The organism is Thermoanaerobaculia bacterium (genome assembly GCA_035260525.1).
Taxonomy (GTDB): Bacteria; Acidobacteriota; Thermoanaerobaculia; order UBA5066; family DATFVB01; genus DATFVB01.
Genome location: DATFVB010000155.1, coordinates 1 through 15,455 on the forward strand (window position 1 = coordinate 1; position 15,455 = coordinate 15,455).

The 15,455-nt window shown below is 68.4% G+C and carries 16 protein-coding genes; 5 read left to right on the forward strand and 11 right to left on the reverse strand.

Annotated features, from left to right (window positions below):
- Positions 1 to 345 (forward strand): peptide-methionine (R)-S-oxide reductase MsrB (gene msrB, locus VKH46_07290; GenBank protein ID HKB70633.1); only part of this gene is annotated, 345 nt, incomplete at its 5' end.
- Between the two features lie 450 nt (positions 346 to 795).
- Here the strand turns inward: msrB and VKH46_07295 are convergent.
- The 8 genes from VKH46_07295 to VKH46_07330 all read right to left on the reverse strand — a co-directional run bounded on the left by VKH46_07295 (position 796) and on the right by VKH46_07330 (position 9,224).
- On the reverse strand, positions 796 to 1,212 hold the full coding sequence (locus VKH46_07295) for a type II toxin-antitoxin system VapC family toxin (GenBank protein ID HKB70634.1): 417 nt from the start codon (positions 1,210 to 1,212) through the stop codon (positions 796 to 798).
- Positions 1,205 to 1,513 carry a type II toxin-antitoxin system Phd/YefM family antitoxin gene (locus tag VKH46_07300; GenBank protein HKB70635.1) on the reverse strand — a complete coding sequence of 103 codons (309 nt, stop codon included), beginning with the start codon at positions 1,511 to 1,513 and terminating at the stop codon, positions 1,205 to 1,207. The genes VKH46_07295 and VKH46_07300 overlap by 8 nt, the downstream gene beginning before the upstream one ends.
- A gap of 99 nt (positions 1,514 to 1,612) precedes the next feature.
- Positions 1,613 to 3,706 (reverse strand): hypothetical protein, encoded by a 2,094-nt coding sequence (locus VKH46_07305; GenBank protein ID HKB70636.1) that lies wholly within the window; start codon positions 3,704 to 3,706, stop codon positions 1,613 to 1,615.
- A gap of 245 nt (positions 3,707 to 3,951) precedes the next feature.
- Positions 3,952 to 4,209, reverse strand: a complete 258-nt coding sequence (locus VKH46_07310) for a hypothetical protein (GenBank protein ID HKB70637.1) — start codon at positions 4,207 to 4,209, stop codon at positions 3,952 to 3,954.
- A gap of 56 nt (positions 4,210 to 4,265) precedes the next feature.
- A complete protein-coding gene (locus tag VKH46_07315; protein ID HKB70638.1) occupies positions 4,266 to 5,000 on the reverse strand; it encodes a zf-HC2 domain-containing protein in 735 nt (244 codons plus the stop codon).
- Between the two features lie 29 nt (positions 5,001 to 5,029).
- Positions 5,030 to 5,608, reverse strand: coding sequence for a sigma-70 family RNA polymerase sigma factor (locus tag VKH46_07320; protein HKB70639.1), 579 nt, complete (start codon positions 5,606 to 5,608; stop codon positions 5,030 to 5,032).
- 7 nt (positions 5,609 to 5,615) lie between these two features.
- Entirely contained in the window at positions 5,616 to 8,693 is a 3,078-nt protein-coding gene (locus tag VKH46_07325; protein ID HKB70640.1) for a CHAT domain-containing tetratricopeptide repeat protein, read from the reverse strand.
- A gap of 54 nt (positions 8,694 to 8,747) precedes the next feature.
- The gene (locus tag VKH46_07330) at positions 8,748 to 9,224 is read right to left on the reverse strand and encodes a DinB family protein (GenBank protein HKB70641.1); all 477 of its coding nucleotides are present in this window, start codon (positions 9,222 to 9,224) and stop codon (positions 8,748 to 8,750) included.
- A gap of 37 nt (positions 9,225 to 9,261) precedes the next feature.
- Here VKH46_07330 and VKH46_07335 point away from each other — a divergent pair, with 37 nt between their 5' ends.
- Complete coding sequence (locus tag VKH46_07335; protein HKB70642.1) at positions 9,262 to 10,434, forward strand: pyridoxal phosphate-dependent aminotransferase; 1,173 nt, start codon at positions 9,262 to 9,264, stop codon at positions 10,432 to 10,434.
- A 25-nt stretch (positions 10,435 to 10,459) separates the two neighbouring features.
- Here VKH46_07335 and pth2 read toward each other — a convergent pair whose 3' ends face one another.
- Positions 10,460 to 10,801 carry an aminoacyl-tRNA hydrolase gene (gene pth2, locus VKH46_07340; GenBank protein HKB70643.1) on the reverse strand — a complete coding sequence of 114 codons (342 nt, stop codon included), beginning with the start codon at positions 10,799 to 10,801 and terminating at the stop codon, positions 10,460 to 10,462.
- Positions 10,798 to 12,798, reverse strand: coding sequence for a hypothetical protein (locus tag VKH46_07345; GenBank protein ID HKB70644.1), 2,001 nt, complete (start codon positions 12,796 to 12,798; stop codon positions 10,798 to 10,800). The genes pth2 and VKH46_07345 overlap by 4 nt, the downstream gene beginning before the upstream one ends.
- Before the next feature lie 187 nt (positions 12,799 to 12,985).
- Between VKH46_07345 and VKH46_07350 the strand changes: the two genes are divergently transcribed.
- The 3 genes from VKH46_07350 (at position 12,986) to VKH46_07360 (ending at position 14,223) form a co-directional block, all read left to right on the forward strand.
- A complete protein-coding gene (locus VKH46_07350) occupies positions 12,986 to 13,222 on the forward strand; it encodes a GlsB/YeaQ/YmgE family stress response membrane protein (GenBank protein HKB70645.1) in 237 nt (78 codons plus the stop codon).
- 7 nt (positions 13,223 to 13,229) lie between these two features.
- Positions 13,230 to 13,493: a GlsB/YeaQ/YmgE family stress response membrane protein gene (locus VKH46_07355; GenBank protein ID HKB70646.1), complete on the forward strand. Its 264-nt coding sequence runs from the start codon at positions 13,230 to 13,232 to the stop codon at positions 13,491 to 13,493.
- 103 nt (positions 13,494 to 13,596) lie between these two features.
- Positions 13,597 to 14,223 carry a helix-turn-helix domain-containing protein gene (locus VKH46_07360; protein HKB70647.1) on the forward strand — a complete coding sequence of 209 codons (627 nt, stop codon included), beginning with the start codon at positions 13,597 to 13,599 and terminating at the stop codon, positions 14,221 to 14,223.
- 175 nt (positions 14,224 to 14,398) lie between these two features.
- Here VKH46_07360 and VKH46_07365 read toward each other — a convergent pair.
- Positions 14,399 to 15,455: TonB-dependent receptor (locus VKH46_07365; protein ID HKB70648.1), on the reverse strand; the 1,057-nt coding region annotated here is incomplete at its 5' end.

Sequence of the window (15,455 nt, forward strand, 5' to 3'; positions counted from 1 at the left end):
CAGTACGAGATCCTTCGCAAGGCGGGGACCGAGCGCGCTTTCACCGGGAAGTACTGGAACAACCACGAGAAGGGGACCTACGTCTGCGCGGCCGACGGAAACCCGCTCTTCTCCTCGGACACGAAGTTCGACTCGGGCACCGGCTGGCCGAGCTTCTGGCAGCCGATCTCTCCCTCCGCGGTCGAGACGCACACGGACCGGAGCCTGTTCATGGACCGGACGGAGGTCCTGTGCAGCCGCTGCGGCGGGCACCTCGGCCACGTCTTCAACGACGGGCCCGCGCCGACGCACCTGCGCTACTGCATGAATTCCGCGGCCTTGAAGTTCGTCCCGGCCCAGAAGTGATCACGCCGCCGTACGCGGCGCGATCATCCTGAGCGCGTGAGCGCGAACGACCTCGGTCGCCAGGCCAGGGATCTGCGCGCCGACCCATGTCGGACACGCGTCATTTTGAGGAGTGAAAGCGACGAAGCGATTTCCGAGCGGGGGTCATCGTGGGAAGATTGCTTTGCTTCGCTCGCAATGACCGAACAGCGCACGCGCGAAGGACCTCGGTCGCTGCTGTCCGGCGTTTCGCCTCTCCCCGCGGGAGAGGCCGCGACGCAGTCGCGGGTGAGGGAGATCCCCGGTACTCTTAGGGTGCGTTAGCGCGAAAGGTCGGCGGTCGCCGAGGGAACTACCGCGGTCGAAGTCTGCGCAGGACCTCCGACCCGTCGGCGCGCCTTCGATCGATACGATAAAGCACGGGCCATGCCACATTCCCGGAACCGATGGCGATGTCGTATTCCCGCGATCTCAGGCAATCGAGGCCGCACGAAGCCGTTCGTCGGCCGTGAGAAGCTCGAGCGCGTCGATCTTTCTCGCTGCGTGATGGTAGGTCGCCAGGTGAAGGGCATCCAGAGCGCGGAGATTCTTGTTGGGCGCGACATGACGGGCGAGCTCGCACACCGACGCGGTCAGCTCCCAGATCTCGCAACGGGACCACAGCGCGTCCACGGATCGTTCGGCTCGGATCAAATCGGCTTCGCTCGCCCGGCCGAGATCACGCGCGCGGAGAAACGCCCGCGCCGACTCGACGAGAGACAGCCGGGACGTGATCAACACCCTCGAGCGACGGATGGCGGCCTCGATTTCCGGGCTCGATCCCGCTTCGAGGGCGACGCGAAGGACCGCCGACGTGTCGAGATAGAACCGGAAAGGCCCTTCAGACACCGTCGCGCTCGTCGCGGATTTCGTCGAGAATCCGTTTCGCCGTTCCGGCCGGGAGCGCCACCGCCTCCGGTTTCCAGCGCCATCCGCCCTTGGGAACGGCCGCCCGCGTGATCTCCCCGGCCTCGGCCAGGCTTTCGAGCGTTTCCGCGAGGCCTTCCGGCGTGGGGCGCTGACGGCGCGCCGGACGAAGTTCCGCGACGACCTCGTCGCGTTCCGTGACGAGGATCGTTTCACCCGCCTTCGCCAGGCGAACGTATTCCGAGAGACGCGCTTTCAGGTTCTTGATCCCGACGGCCTTCATTCCGAGAGAGCGTAACTACCGGTGGTCACTTTGTCAATGACGAGCGAGTTTTAGCGGCTTCCGTCGGTGGATGCGCGGTCTCGATCAGGGATCGAGCTCTCAGTGACTCTTCACCGCCTCCGCCCGCTTCCAACGCTCCCGCTGGTCCCAGCCGAGCCGGTGGGCGGTCTCGAGATTGATCGAGCCGTCGTCGTTCAGGATGCCGGTCGCCTTCAGGCGGCGCAGGCTCTCGGCCGGTAGGCCGGCGGTCAGCCGTTTGTCGTCGGGCCCTGACGGGACGAAGTCCCGGTTTTCCGAAACCGGCTGGAAGTCGGAGAACGCCTTTCGGACGCCGTTGACCACGTAGTCGAACTCGACGTCGGCGGAGCCCTGGACGACGATTTCGTCGAGGCCTTTCCGTACGCAGGCAAGAACGGCGAGGCTGCCCTGAGGGGTAGTCACGACGGTGAGACCGTTGGGCGAGCTGACCATTCGGAAATCCTTGGGAACGGCGATTACGGCGAAACCGTTCACGATCTTCGACGATCCGCGAAAGTATGTGCCCGATTCTCGCCCTTCGAGGCAGACGTACCGAATTTCCTTCGTCGGGTCCGTCGGATGAGGCTCGACGAAGGACTTCGTTCCGGTAACTGCGAGGCTATTGAAGTAGCCCCCCCAGCTACTTCCGGTGTTGTAACTGATTCCCATGACGCCGTCCTCATTGGCGCTCCATCCTCGGACGCCGACGTCATTGGCACTCGTTCCATAAACGCCGGTGAAATCGAGGCTGTCTCCCCAGACGCCCGCGACCCCGCTCTGCCCGCTCTGTCCGTGGGTGATCCCTTGAACACCGAACGAGTCGCCTTCCCCATAGACGCCGACGTTCGTTGCGCTGACTCCTTGAATTCCGATGCTGCCGTTCGAATGGCCGTAGATCCCAACCTGGCTATCGCTGGTCCCGGCTATGCCGACGCCGCTTCCGGAGTCCCCCCAGATTCCGGCGGGAAGAGCGAGACCATACCCAGAGGATCCGGAGGAACCGAAGACGCCGATCCGGGAAGCGCTCTTACCGACGACACCGACCCCGCCGGCGCCGTCCCCTTCGATAGCGGTTTCGGACCCGCCGTTGCTGACCGTGAATGCCTTGGCTCCGCCGCTCGTCGATCCGGAGTATGGCAGCGTCAGGCCTCCTCCGCCTCCGCTGCTCGCGATGGTCAACGTCGATCCGTTCGGCGTGATCGTGACGTTTGGGCCGGCCGCGAGCGCCAGGTTGTCGTGGAGGCCGTTGAGCGATCGCACGACCTGCCCATTGGCGATTCCGAGCGGCGAAGCGCCGGTGCCGCTGCCCGAAAGACTCGCGTCGTGCGTGACCGAAGTCAGCCCGCTGCCGCCGCCACCCCCGCCGAGGAGCGAGTCGCGGAACGTCATCTCGAACCCCGAAGAGTCCTGGGACTCGTTGGCGACCTGCGCTCCGGCGATCAGGACCGATCCCGTCCCTCCGGTCACCGTGGCCGTGATCCGGGCGTTGATCGTCTTGATCCCGGACACCACCTCACCGACGCCCGGCTGAATTTGCTCGTAGGGCTGCAGGATGAAGGCCCTCTGCCCGAGCATCGCCCCGCTCCCGTCGAAGATCTGGACGTTGACGGTCGGACTTCCCCCGCCGGTCTCGACCAGGGCAAAGTTGTACCGGAAGTTATCGCTTCCTCCCTGATCGATCCCCTGGATCGAGGCGGACTGGCCCAGAGAGATCGAAAACGACTTCGGCACCCCGGCGAAGAAGAGCCCTTCGGTATTGCCGAGATCATCGCCCGGCTCCTGGTTGTAAATCCGCTCGGCGACGAAGATCTCGCCCGAGGAGAGGACCCGGGCGGCGCCCAGGGCATCGGTCAAGCCGAGCTTCGTCTCGACGACGTTCTCGTAGACCTTCGTCTGGCCGGGATCGAGCGCGTCGTCGAAAGACAGGGGAGAGAGGTTCGCCTGCCCGACCTTCAGGAACTGGAACGTGAACGTCTGGCGAACCGACGTCAGGTTGGTCGCCCAGATCGTCGTGTAGAACTGGGCGCCGTTCTGTCCCGGTATCCGCCCGATTGCCGGGAGGAAGGTCTCGGTCGAGGCGAAGCCTCCTCGGGCCAGAGAAACCCCCGCGAGTGTCGCCGCCACAGCCAGGGCCGCGGATCGAATCAAAAGCCGCCCAGACCTCGTCGTGTCCATGGATCCCCTCCTCCTCGTCCCGCGGCGGAGATCGCCGCTTTGAGTAGCCGCCTGCTGTCGAAGTGAGGGGGAAGCGACGTTTATCTCACCGCCCTGAAGGGTTTTTTGTTCCTTGGCGGACGGTCCCGGAACGCCAGAATGCCGTTGCCGATGATGCCTTTTCCGTCCGCTTCCAACTCTCCTTCCTGTCCCAGCCGAGCAGGGCATTCCGACCGTCGCCGTCGACATTGGCCGGGGAGAGGATCTCAGCGATCGCGATTCTTCGACTTGTCGCCTTCGTCGTCCTTGGCTGCTTCCGGCAACGTCGGCGTCGAATCGGTCGGCGGGCGGGTTTCTGGCCGCCCGACGGTGAGCTTTCCGGTCGTCCCGTTCCTGACGATGACCGCGTGGACCGTCTCGTCCGTTTCCATGGAGTCGGGATCGATCGGGGGCATCTCCCCCGGGGGTCGCGGCGGGATTTCCCCCGGGGGTCGGGATCCGGCGGCGGAGAACACGCTGTTCATGGCTTCCCTCCTCGACGCGCGGCGGCGTCACGGAAGGGGTGCGGGACGAGGCCCGACTATCTCACCCGGTCGGCGACGGCGCGGAAGCGATAGGTGACCGGCGGCGCCGGCTCGCCGGAGGAAGCGGTTTCGACGGTGAGGGCGTAGTCGCCGGGAGCGAGGTCCGTGGAAAGAAAGCTCGCGGCCAGCATTCCGCTCGACGAGGACGCCGCATCTACCGGCGGGCCGACCGGACGTCCGTCCGTCGTCGCCAGCCGGGCGCGATAGGGCCCGGAGTACCGACCTTCAGGTTCGTCGAACAGAAAAACGAGCCAGTGCGGGCCGGCGCCGAGCGAGACGCGGTTGTCCGGCCCGGAAGATCCCGCGTTCCGCGTCAGGTTCAAGGTGAACACCGTGGCCGCGAGCGGCGCCTCCCGCAGGGGGCCGGCCGTTTCGGAGCTCCGGGCTTCCCGATCGTGTTGAACGGCTTTCGCCGACGTCCCCTGAAGCGCCGCCAATTCGCGCCTCGTGTCCCGGTCTTCCCGATAGAAATAGGCCGCTCCGGCGGCCGCGAGGAGCAGGGAAGCGGCCAGGAGAAGCGTCGGGACTCGCGAGCGGAGGGGCATCGAAGAGGCCACCGAGACCCCGGCGCCGCTCAAGTCGTCCCGAAAGCGGCGGACGATCTCTATGGTTTCCATGCATTTCGCGCAGTCGAAGAAGTGTTCCTCGAAGCGCGCCTGCTCTTCGGGAGCGAGCTCTCCCGCAACGTAGCGTTCCGCAAAGAGCTCGGTGTCGATCTCTTGATGTTCCATCGTCGTCAAAGGTGCGTCGTCCGGCCGCATTATCCCGCCGCCTTTCGCTCGGCCTCCTCGTAGAGGGCGCGATATCGCTCCCGGGCCCGGAACAGAACCCGGTTGAAATGGAGGCTCGTCAGGCCGAGATCGCGGCAGATCTCGGCTTTTTCCTGCTCCTGGAGATAGAAGCGAAAGAGGATCTGGTGGTCGCGTTCCGAGCGCATCTCGGAAAGGACTCGCCGGACGATCGCGGCGCGCTCCGAGCGAAGGAGGTTCTCGAGAGCGCTCGGCTCGGGGCTGACGAGCGCTCGTTCGTCGGGAGGGCCCGTGATCCGGCGCGCGGCGATCTTTCGGAAATGGCCGACCGCGAGGTTCCTTGCGAGGGAGCAAAGAAAACCGGACAGTCGGTCGGGCTGGCGCAGGTCTCCGGCGCGGACCTTTTCGATCGCGATGCGGAACGTTTCCTGGAGGAGATCGTCGATCGCCGGCGGGTCCCGGCGGGCACCCCAGAGAACGAGGGCGACCGGGCGCCGGTACCGGCAGACCAGCTCTTCTTCGGCGGCCGGATCTCCTTCTCGAATCCTCCGGACCAGGGACTCCGGGTCGCGACGGTCCTCGGCCGGCATCGTTCCCTCAGTTCCAGTCGCCCTGCAGGGTGAAGGCGGCCCAGTAGTACGGCGACGACCAGACCCGCGTCTTGCGGATCTCGCGCTGGGCGTCCCGCAGGGCGGCCGCCGGCCGGAGGTGCCGGACCAGCATCCCCCGGTAGAAGCGCTCCATCAAGTCGGCGGTCGCGCGGTCGGGAACCTTCCACAGACTCGCGACGATCCGTGGGGCGCCGGCGTACATGAAGCCGCGCGAGAGCCCCAGGAGTCCTTCTCCCCGAACGTCCCTGCCGATCGCCGTCTGGCAGGACGAGAGAACGACGAGGTCCGCGGAGAGCTTCAGGTTGTAGATGTCCCGGGTCTGCAGGAATCCGTCTTCCGGGCGGCCGCGCTCGTCGACGAGCGACAGAACGATTCCCGAGAGCTCCGGGTGCTTCGCGTCCAGGAGGGTGTGGGTCGCGAAGTGAACGATGCGAGCGTTGGCGATCCGGGCTCCCATCGCCACCGGGCGACTGGCCTCGAAATCCAGAGCGGTGAAGCTTTCGTTTTCGCCCGCGAGCGCGGCGATTGCCCGAGCCTCGCGGCGGCTGGAAGGGAGGCGTTCGAGTCGGCGGAGGCCGGTTTCCTGGATCGAGCGAGTGAGCGCATCACCGAGCGGCGGCACCGAAGAGCCCGGCGCCGCGTTCCCGGCGACGCGCGGATCGCGGCGGTCGAAGACCGGATCGGCGAGTACGGCCACACGCTTCCCGGGGGTTCTTCGATCGAGACCTTCTCGCCGCAGGACCGCGAGCGTCGTCGCGGAGGGAAGACTCACCACGTCGTGACGGACGATGATCGGCTCGGAAGGACCGTCACCCCGGGCCGGGGCCGGCAACGCCGCGAACGGAAGATACTGGAGCGCTCCCTCGACGACGATCGCCAATCGCCGGTGGCCGAGCCGATTCGCGACCGGCCCGAGCAGCATCCGGCTCATCGCCCGCGCCCGGCGGTCGGCTTCCGCCCGATCGACGCGGTTCGGATCGCTCCAGGCTCGAAAGAGACGCCGCGCCGCGGCCTCGATCTTCCGGCGCGGCGGCAGCGTGAAGCTCTCGAGAGCGTCGGTCGTCGCCGCCCAGAGGAAGCTCCTCTTCTCGCCGAGCGCATACTCGAGAAGGAGCGTTCGGGAATCGAGCACCTCCTTCCGAATGCCTTCGAGTCCGAGCGGCTGCGGCCGCTCGAGGGCCGCGAAACGCGGGTCCCGGGCGCGCAGCTGACCCTGCACGTCCTCGTATTCCGCCAGAAGAGCATCGAGGGCGCGGCTCGACTCCGGCGCCGCCCGGGGCTCGGCCAATCGTTGCTCTTCTTCGCGGCGCTCCTTCTCGAGGCGGGCCTCCAGCGTCCGCTCTCGCGCGAGAAGGTTCGGGGCGACGTCTTTCCCGAGATCGATCCGCGCTTCCTGCAGCAGCTCGACCAGACTCCGGGCTTTCGACCGCTCGCTCGCGTGAAGCGCCTCGGCGTCACATCCCTTTTGCGGCTCTTTCGCGTGGAGATCCATGAGGATGTCGATCAGAAGATCGTAGCGATCGCGAGTCTTGGCGAGATACAGCGCCCGCTCGCCGAGAGCGGGGATCGATCCGCGCACCGATTCGGTGAGCCGCAGCGCTTCTTCGACGTGCCGGCGCGCGGAATCGAGGTCACCGGACGACTGCTCCGCGCGGGCCAGGTGAAGGAGCGCCGTCGCTTCGTTTCCCCGATCGCCGGACGCCCGCACCCGCGGCAGCGCTTCGCGAAGACAAGCGAGGGCGTCGGCGGTGCGGCCCAGGGCGAGATCCGCCCGTCCGACGTTGACCAAAACGGCGGCTTCGCGCCGCCGGTCTCCCGCGGCGAGGAGCATTGCGCGCGCCTTGCGAAATTCCTCGACCGCCATCCCGGGCTTACCCGCCGCCAGGTGCGCGAGGCCCATGTGATTCACGGTCACCGCCTCGGTCCGCTTGTCCCCGGAACGGCGAAGGAGACCGACGGCGACCGCGTACTGGCGGAGCGCTTCCGCCGGTTCGTTCTGGTCGACGTAGACGTTGCCGAGCGAGTAGCGCGCGATGGCCTCCAGATGCGAATTCCCGAGTGCGCGGAAGGTCGCCAGAGCGGCCTGGAGGTCGTCGCGCGCGCGGTCCGATTCTCCGAGGATGGCGTAGTTGACCGCGCGGTTCTTCAGGAACATCGCCCGCAGGTCGTCCGATCGCACGTATTTCAGCGCTTCGGTGTATCCCGAGACGGCCTCGGCGTACTCGCCCATGGCGGCGCGGGCCACGGCAATGTTGTTCATGGTCTCGGCCACTTCAACGGGGTTTTCTTCCGCCCGCCGAATATCGAGCGCGGCGTCGAGATACTCGAGGCCTTCCTGCTGCTCGCCGACCTCCGAAAAGAAAACGCCGACGCGATCGAGTGCCGCGCCTTCCGCAGCTCGTTCCCCGAGACATTGCGACAGCTCGAGCGCTTCTTGCGCGCGGGAGAGCGCCTGGCGGAGATCTCCGAGCCGCCAGAGGGTTTCACTGATCCTGCCCAGAGTGACCGCTTCCTCACGGCGGTCTCCGATCGCCCGCCAGACGGGGAGCGTCGTTTCGTATTGCGCGAGCGCCTTCTTCGACCCGTCCGCCGATCCTCGCGCCGCGAGCGCATCCGCGACGGCTCGAAGACGCTCGGCGTCGATGCGTCGGGCGTCATCGGGCGCCGCCGGTCGCGGTGGGTCGACCGAGAGCCGGTATTGTCCGCGGGCCGATTTCGCGCTCCGCAGCCTGATCTCGATTCGAAGGATTTCGCCGCGCGTCGCGATGACCGAGAGGGTGACCGGGTCGTCCTCGCCGGCCGCGTTATCGGCTTGCGCCAACTCGGCGCCCGTCGAGGAGAGAATCCGAACGGACGCGTCGAGGTGATTCTGCTCCATGGCGAGGTGAAGGAACTCTCCGGCGGAGAGGCGAACCTCCCAGGCGTCGACCCGGCCGGGAGCGAGATCGGATTCGATGGGGACGCCCGGCACGACGCTCCTGACACGCTGCGCGCCGGCGGTCGCAGGCCCGATGCCGAAGGCCAGCGCGAGGATTCCGCACAGCGCCCGTCCTTTTCGAGACATTCCCGTTCGCTTCCAGTGTAACGCCGTTGCGGGGGGATTCGACCCCCGAACCGTTCAGAGCCCCGCGACGGCGCGGAGGAGCGCTTCGATTTCCGACCGGTGCGAACGGTCGTGCTCGAGCATGCGGAGAGGGATCTCGACGAGACGGAGGGTGCCGACCCCCTCCTGAACGCCGGAGCGGGACCGTTCCGCCGCCGTCGTGCGGCGGAGAGCTTCGACGTTGCGGGCACGGGCCTCGGCGAACGCTCCGAGCCCCTCGGCGACGTCGCGTCTTGGGTAGTCGCGCTCGGCGGCCATGCGAGCGCCGTCGAAGTTCGAAAGCGCCGGCGCCTCCTCGGCGAGCAGCCGCCGGATCCTCTCCCCGAATCCCTCGACCTCGAGATCGGCGAGGTGCCAGACCTGCTCGACGTAGGAAAACGCCTGCGGCTCCGGACGCGCCCGGGCGCCGTCTCCCGCGAAGGCCTCGCGGAAGCCTGCCACCCGGGCCGGCATCGCGGCGAGCCCGGCGAGCCGGTCCTCCCATTCGTCCATGGGGGGATTATCGCGTGCCGCCCGTAGAATCGATCCCGTGCAGTTCTCGCGCCGCACCCCGGCCGACCTCTCCGAGAACCCGATCACGGCCGCGCTGCGGTCGCGGGCGGAGCCGTTCCTCGACCTCACCGTCTCGAACCCGACCGCCGCGGGTCTTTCCCCGTCCGACGAAGAGCTTCGCGACGCGCTCGCCGCGCCCGGGAGCGCGATCTACCGCCCGGACCCCCGCGGCCTCGCCTCGGCGCGGGAAGCGGTCGCCGGCTACTACGCGGCGAGGGGGGAAGACGTCTCGCCGGACCGGATCTTCCTCACCGCGTCGACGAGCGAGGCCTACGCCTTCCTCCTCAAGCTGCTGGGCGACGCCGGCGATTCGATGCTCGTCCCGGAGCCGAGCTATCCGCTTTTCGAACACCTGATCCGTCTCGAGGGGTTGACGGCGATTCCGTACCGGCTCCGTCTTTCCCCGCCGGCGAACCGGTGGCGGCTCGATCTTGCGGCCGTCGAACGGGGTCTCGATTCCGGAGCGCGCGCCGTGCTGTCGGTTCATCCGAACAACCCGACCGGAAGCTTCGTCGGGCGCGAGGAGCGCCGGCGTCTCGCCTCCCTCCTCGATCCCTCGCGCCACGCGCTCGCGTCCGACGAGGTCTTCCTCGATTTCCCGGTCGAAGGCGCTCCCGACCCGGCGGAGGCGGCCGCCTCCTCGCGGGAGGGGCCGCTCGCGTTTTCGCTCGGGGGACTCTCGAAGTCGTGCGCCCTCCCCCAGCTGAAGCTCGCGTGGATCGCCGTCGGGGGAGACGCCGACGCCGCGCGCGAGGCGTCGGATCGTCTCGACCTGATCGCCGACACCTATTTGTCGGTCGCGACACCGGTCCAGCTCGCCTTGCCGCGCCTCTTCGAGATCGGCGGGCGGGCGGCGGTGAGGATCCGCGAACGGCTCCGGAGGAACCTCGCGGCGCTCGATCGCGCGCTCTCGCGCGTGACCGGCGCCGGCCGCTTTCCGGTCGAAGGGGGATGGTCCGCCGTCTTACGCCTGCCCGCGGCTCCCTCGGGAGGCGACATTGCGCTCGCGCTTCTCGAAACCGCGGGCGTCCTCGTCCAGCCCGGCTGGTTCTTCGACTTCGAACGGGACGACGTCGTCGTCGTGAGCCTCCTCCCCGAGCCCTCCGTGTTCGACGAGGGACTGGATCGGATCGTCTCGGCCCTCTCCTGACGCGGGCCCGGCCGGCGCCGCCCGCTCAGCGGACGAGCTTCAGCTCCCCGGTGATCGCGTCCACCGCGGCATCGTCGGCGGGCCCGATCCCGATGCACGTCGCCGTCCCCTCGGGGAGGACGGTCCGGCCGGCGTCGCGAATGAGCTCGGCCGGGAGGCGCGCGGCGGCCGCACGGTCGTGGATCCCGGCGAGCTCGGCTTCGGACCCGCAGGCGAGGACGACCTTCGGCATCCCCTCCGCGAGCCAGGCGTTCCGGGCGTGCGCCGGAGCGCGCAGGAAAGCCGCGATCGCCGCGTGGGCAGCCTGCGCGGCGAGCTTTCCGCGGGGGAGGGCGAGCGATTCGTCGACGACGATGACCTGTTTCACGGCTCGTCGAGGATCTCGAAGATCTTCCAGCGGGCGACGAACCGGCCGCCGCGAAGAGCGCCGGTCCGGGACGCGTAGACCAGCCGGAAGTGCGTCAGGGGGAGCGGCCCCGCCGCGTCGAAATCGTAGAGACGCGACTGCATCGTCCGGAAATACGCCGCGGTCGGCGCCGGCCCCCGGTCCGTGGGGACGACGTACGGCGAGCGCCCGAGGATCTTCCCGTAGTCGTTCATCTTCGGGGTCAGGTCCGTCACCGCGATCCACCGCGTGCGCCGCTCGCGCGCGATCGCGAGCGCCTCCGTCTCGGAATCGGCGAGAAAGAACCGGATCGAGTCGAAGAAGCCGTAGCCGAAGGCGTCGGCGGGCGCGGGGAGCTCGGCGTACCAGGTCACGAAGTGCCCGAGCGCCCACGGGGAGAGCATGCCCTCCGCGCGGGCGAGCTCGGAGACGGGGCGGATCGGCGGCAGGAAGCGGGAGTCGTACGCGGAGACGGCATGGGGAAGGTGGGTGCGCGCCCATTCCATCGTTCGGATGAGGTCGTCGCCGGGAGCGTACTGCGTCGCAAGTTGCCGGCGAAGGCCGGGAAGCGCTGTCGCGAGCAGCGCGAGCGCGACCGCCGCGCGCCACGGGGCGGCCGATCGGCTCCGGAGCCGGCGGGCGAGCCGGACGGAGACCTGCCGCGCGATCTCCCACCCCGCGAGGCCGGCGAGCGGAGCCGCGTAATAGATGTTCAGCCGCTGCGAGAGCGCCAGCCACAGCGTGAGCGTGCCCCAGCCCGCGAGCGCGAGGTGCGCGGGCCGCCGCGGGCCGCGAGCCCCCCGGAGGATCCAGATCGCGAGCGCAATCGGGACGAGGAAGAACGCGGCCGAGAGCGTGTCGAACGCGAGACGAAATCCATCCGCGAGGAGCGGCCGGACCTCGTAGATCTGGAGGAGCATCTCGCGCGGAAAGGAGGTCAGCCCGCCGGTTCCGGACGTCCCGCGGCTCGTGCGTGCGACGTAGCCGATGCCCCCGGCGAGATTTCGGGCGAGATCGGGGATTCTCTCGGCGAGGAGGGCGGTGAAGGCGGCAACGACCGCCGCGCGGACCGCCGCAGCTCGAAAGCGCCGGCGGAAAAGGGCGATCATTCCGTCGGCGGCGACGACCCCGGCGGCCATCGCGAGCAGGAAGACCGGCTGGAACGGTCCGAACGAGATGAACGTGAAGGGCACGGGATCGCCGCGGGTCCAGTACGCGACGCCGGCCGCATCGACGGCGGCCGCGCCGCCGAGGACGAATACCGCCGCCCGGAAGACCTCCCCTTCGCGCCGCCGGAGCGCGTCGATCGCGAGCACGAGGGCGAAAAGCGCGCCCCAGCAGATCGCGCCCTGCCACGTCAGCGCGGCGATGCCGAGCGCGGCGCCCGCCGCCATCTCGCGTCGCGGACCGGGACGGTCGCGCGCCCGGAGGAAGAGCGCGAGCGCGGCCAGCGACGTGAGCGACTCCGCGACGTGCTGGTCGGTGTGTCCGTATTGCGAGTACTGGACGTGAGCGCCGCAGAGCGCGACGAAGAGGGCGACGGGGAAGGCGGCGCCCCGGCGCGCCGCGGCGGCGAAAAGGCCCGCGGCGAGCACCGCGAGCGCTCCCAGGAACGGCGGGACGACGGAAGCGGCGGCTGCGATCTGCTCGCGGGAAGCGGCGGCGCCGAAGAACACGCGCGCGGGAACCGCGAGCGCCACGTCGAAGAGCGGCGGCCAGATCCCCACCGCTCCGCGAGGGAAGTCGATCAGGGGGTCGAAGACGGGAATCCTCGGGAAATGCGCGACCGCAAAGGCGGCGCGCCGCATGTGGTAGAGGCAGTCCGGCGAGACGAACCGCCGCGGAGACCCCTGACGGAGCTCCCTCTCGCAGGCCAACCGCACGGCAAAACCGAGGGCGGCGGCGGCGGTGAGCGCGACGGCGAGCAAGGCCCGCTTGCGCCGAACCCTTCGCTCCGCGTCTGCGATGAATCGGGACAACGCGCCGATGATAACCGTTAGCGCGCAGCGCTCATCGACATGAGCGCGGAGGGCTGAGTCCCGAGCTCGCCTGCCGACGCCGGGCGGCGGCAATAAACGAGCGAGGGACCTTCCTCCGCGAGCGTCGTTCCGGCGACGGGTTCCGCGTGGCATCCACTTTGCTCGGCCGGGGAGAAGGAGGGGTCGAATGCTCGTTGTCGGCTGGATCTTGATGGGGGCTGGCGTCGGCATCGTGGCGAAGGTCGTGTTGCCCGGCCGCGATCCGAACAGCGCGCTCGTGCCGCCCATTCTCGGCGTGATGGGCGCGGTGATCGGAGGAGTCGCCGGCGGAGGAAGGGCGGGTATCGCGATCCTGGGCGCCTTCGTTCTCGTCGCGGTCTACGCGGTTTCGACCGGCCGGGCGATCGCCCTGCCTCGCCCCTGATCACGCGATGGGAGGCGTCCTCGGCTGGATCGTCTTCGGCCTCGTGGTCGGCGCGGTCGCCAAGCTCGTGATGCCGGGGAAGGATCCGGGCGGGATCATCGTCACGACCGTTCTCGGAGTGATCGGCGCCGTCGTCGGCGGCGTGCTCGGCCGAACTCTCGGCTTGTATTCGGAAGGGGAGCCGGTCGGATTTCTCGGAGCGGTCGTTGGGACCATCCTGGTGCTGCTGATCTATCGGCTCGCCATCAGACGACGGCGGCTCGCGCGCTGAGCGGGTCCCGGTTCTTCTAAACGATTGCGGGCTCGACGGTTAAACCCATGAAAGCATGGGAGATCAGTTGACAGTGGGTGGTGGCGGTACTACTATTCCGGCGATGCCGATCGATCTCGATTCAACTTCGAGCAGCCGTTCGCGCCTCCTCGCCGCCGCGAAGCACTTGATGGCCCAGCATGGGTACGAACAGGCCTCGACAGCGGCGATCGCCCGCGAAGCGGCGACGTCCGAATCGCAGCTCATGCGCTATGTCGGCGGGAAGGCGGGACTCCTCGAGGAGGTGTTCAACACGCTGTGGCGCCCGCTGACGGAGAGCATCCAGAAGCTGATCGCGGAGGCCTCGGATGCCCGCGAAGCGATCGAGGCGCTCCTCTCGACCGTGATCGCCGCCTTCGGAGAGGACCACGATCTGGCGTACCTCTTTCTCTTCGAGGGGCGGCGGATCCGCGGCGTCGGGCCCGGGATCAGCCTCTCGAAAGGTTTCATGGACTTCTCGAACCTGCTGCACTCGCTGATCCGCCGCGGCAAACGGGACGGAAGCGTCGATTCTTCGTTCGACGAGAACGCGGCGGCCTCCGCGCTGATGGGCGCCGCGGAAGGGATGATTCGCGACCGCCTGATCGCCGAGCGATCGGGGCAGCAGAAGCCCTTCTCGGAGACGCAAATCCGCTCGGTGTTCCACGCGATGCTGCTGGGGCTGTCGCTGCACGCGCCCGTCGTACCTTAGCGCGCGCGGCGATGCATCGAGCCGGGCGCCAATTCCCCAGCACTTCGTCTGGTGCAGGCCTGCGGGAAGGCGCTTGCCTCAGAAGGGGGGCGCCTGACTTCACGCGTTCGGGGACGGGGACGGGCGGAAGGCCGTTCTCAACGATCCGAGGGAAGGCGACGTCTCGCCTCGCCCGCTAGAACGACACGCTCACCTCCCCGAAGAATCGCCGCGGCGGAGCGACGTAATACTGGCTGTCGCCGATCTCGCTTTCGGCGACGAAGTGGCGGCTGTTCCCGAGGTTCCTGCCGACGACCGAGAGTCGGAGATGGTTCGAGAAGGCCCAGCGGACTCCGGCGTCCCAATCCTCGAAACCCGGTGTCGAGAACGTGTTCCGCCGGTTCAGGGGCCGGGCGTTCTGATGGCGAAGCGCGGCCCAGGCGCCGAATCCGAGCGCGGGCTCCCACGCGGCACGCAGGTTCCAGAGGTCCCGGGCGACGAGCTCGAGCCGGTTTCCGTCGACCACGACCAGATCTCCGTCCTCGTTGAAGAACGAGAACCGGACGAACCGAGCGTCGTGATGCGCGTACCCTCCCGAGATCGCGAGGTCCGTCAGGGCGGCGGGACGGAATGCGGCGTCGATCTCCATGCCCTGGAAGCGCTCCTCTCCGGCGTTGACGAGCTCGGGCGCGCCCGTCGGGCCCGCGGTCGAGACCACGAGGTTCTCGAACATCATGTGGAAGAGCGAGACGTCGAAGGAGAGCTGGCGATCGAGCCAGCGGGACTTCACGCCGATCTCGCCGCTTCGCGTGCGTTCGGGCTGCAGGATCTCGGCGCTCTCCGCTTCCGACAGGTTCGGCGCGGCCGGCTTGAACGCCGACTTCGCGGCCGCGTAGAGGTTCACTTCGTTGACCGTCCCGGCCCGGTCGCCGATCAGGCGGCCGAGCGCGGACACCCCGCCCGACCATTGCCCGTCCGACCGCGAGTCGCGCGAGACGTCGGCCTCGGGAGCGCCGACCTCCTGTCCCTTCGCGAAGAGGGTCTCGGCGACGCGGTCCCACCGCGCGCCCGCCGTCAGCGAGAGGAAGCTCACGGGAGTCCACTCGTCGTTGACGTACAGGCCGACGAACGTGCGGCGGTCGACGAAAGACCGGTCGTCTCCCGTCGGGGTCTGCGAATAGACCGGGACGACGACCGGGTCGATTTGAAGATCGATGTCGAATCCACGCCCGCGCGCCGTCGTGCGACCCCAC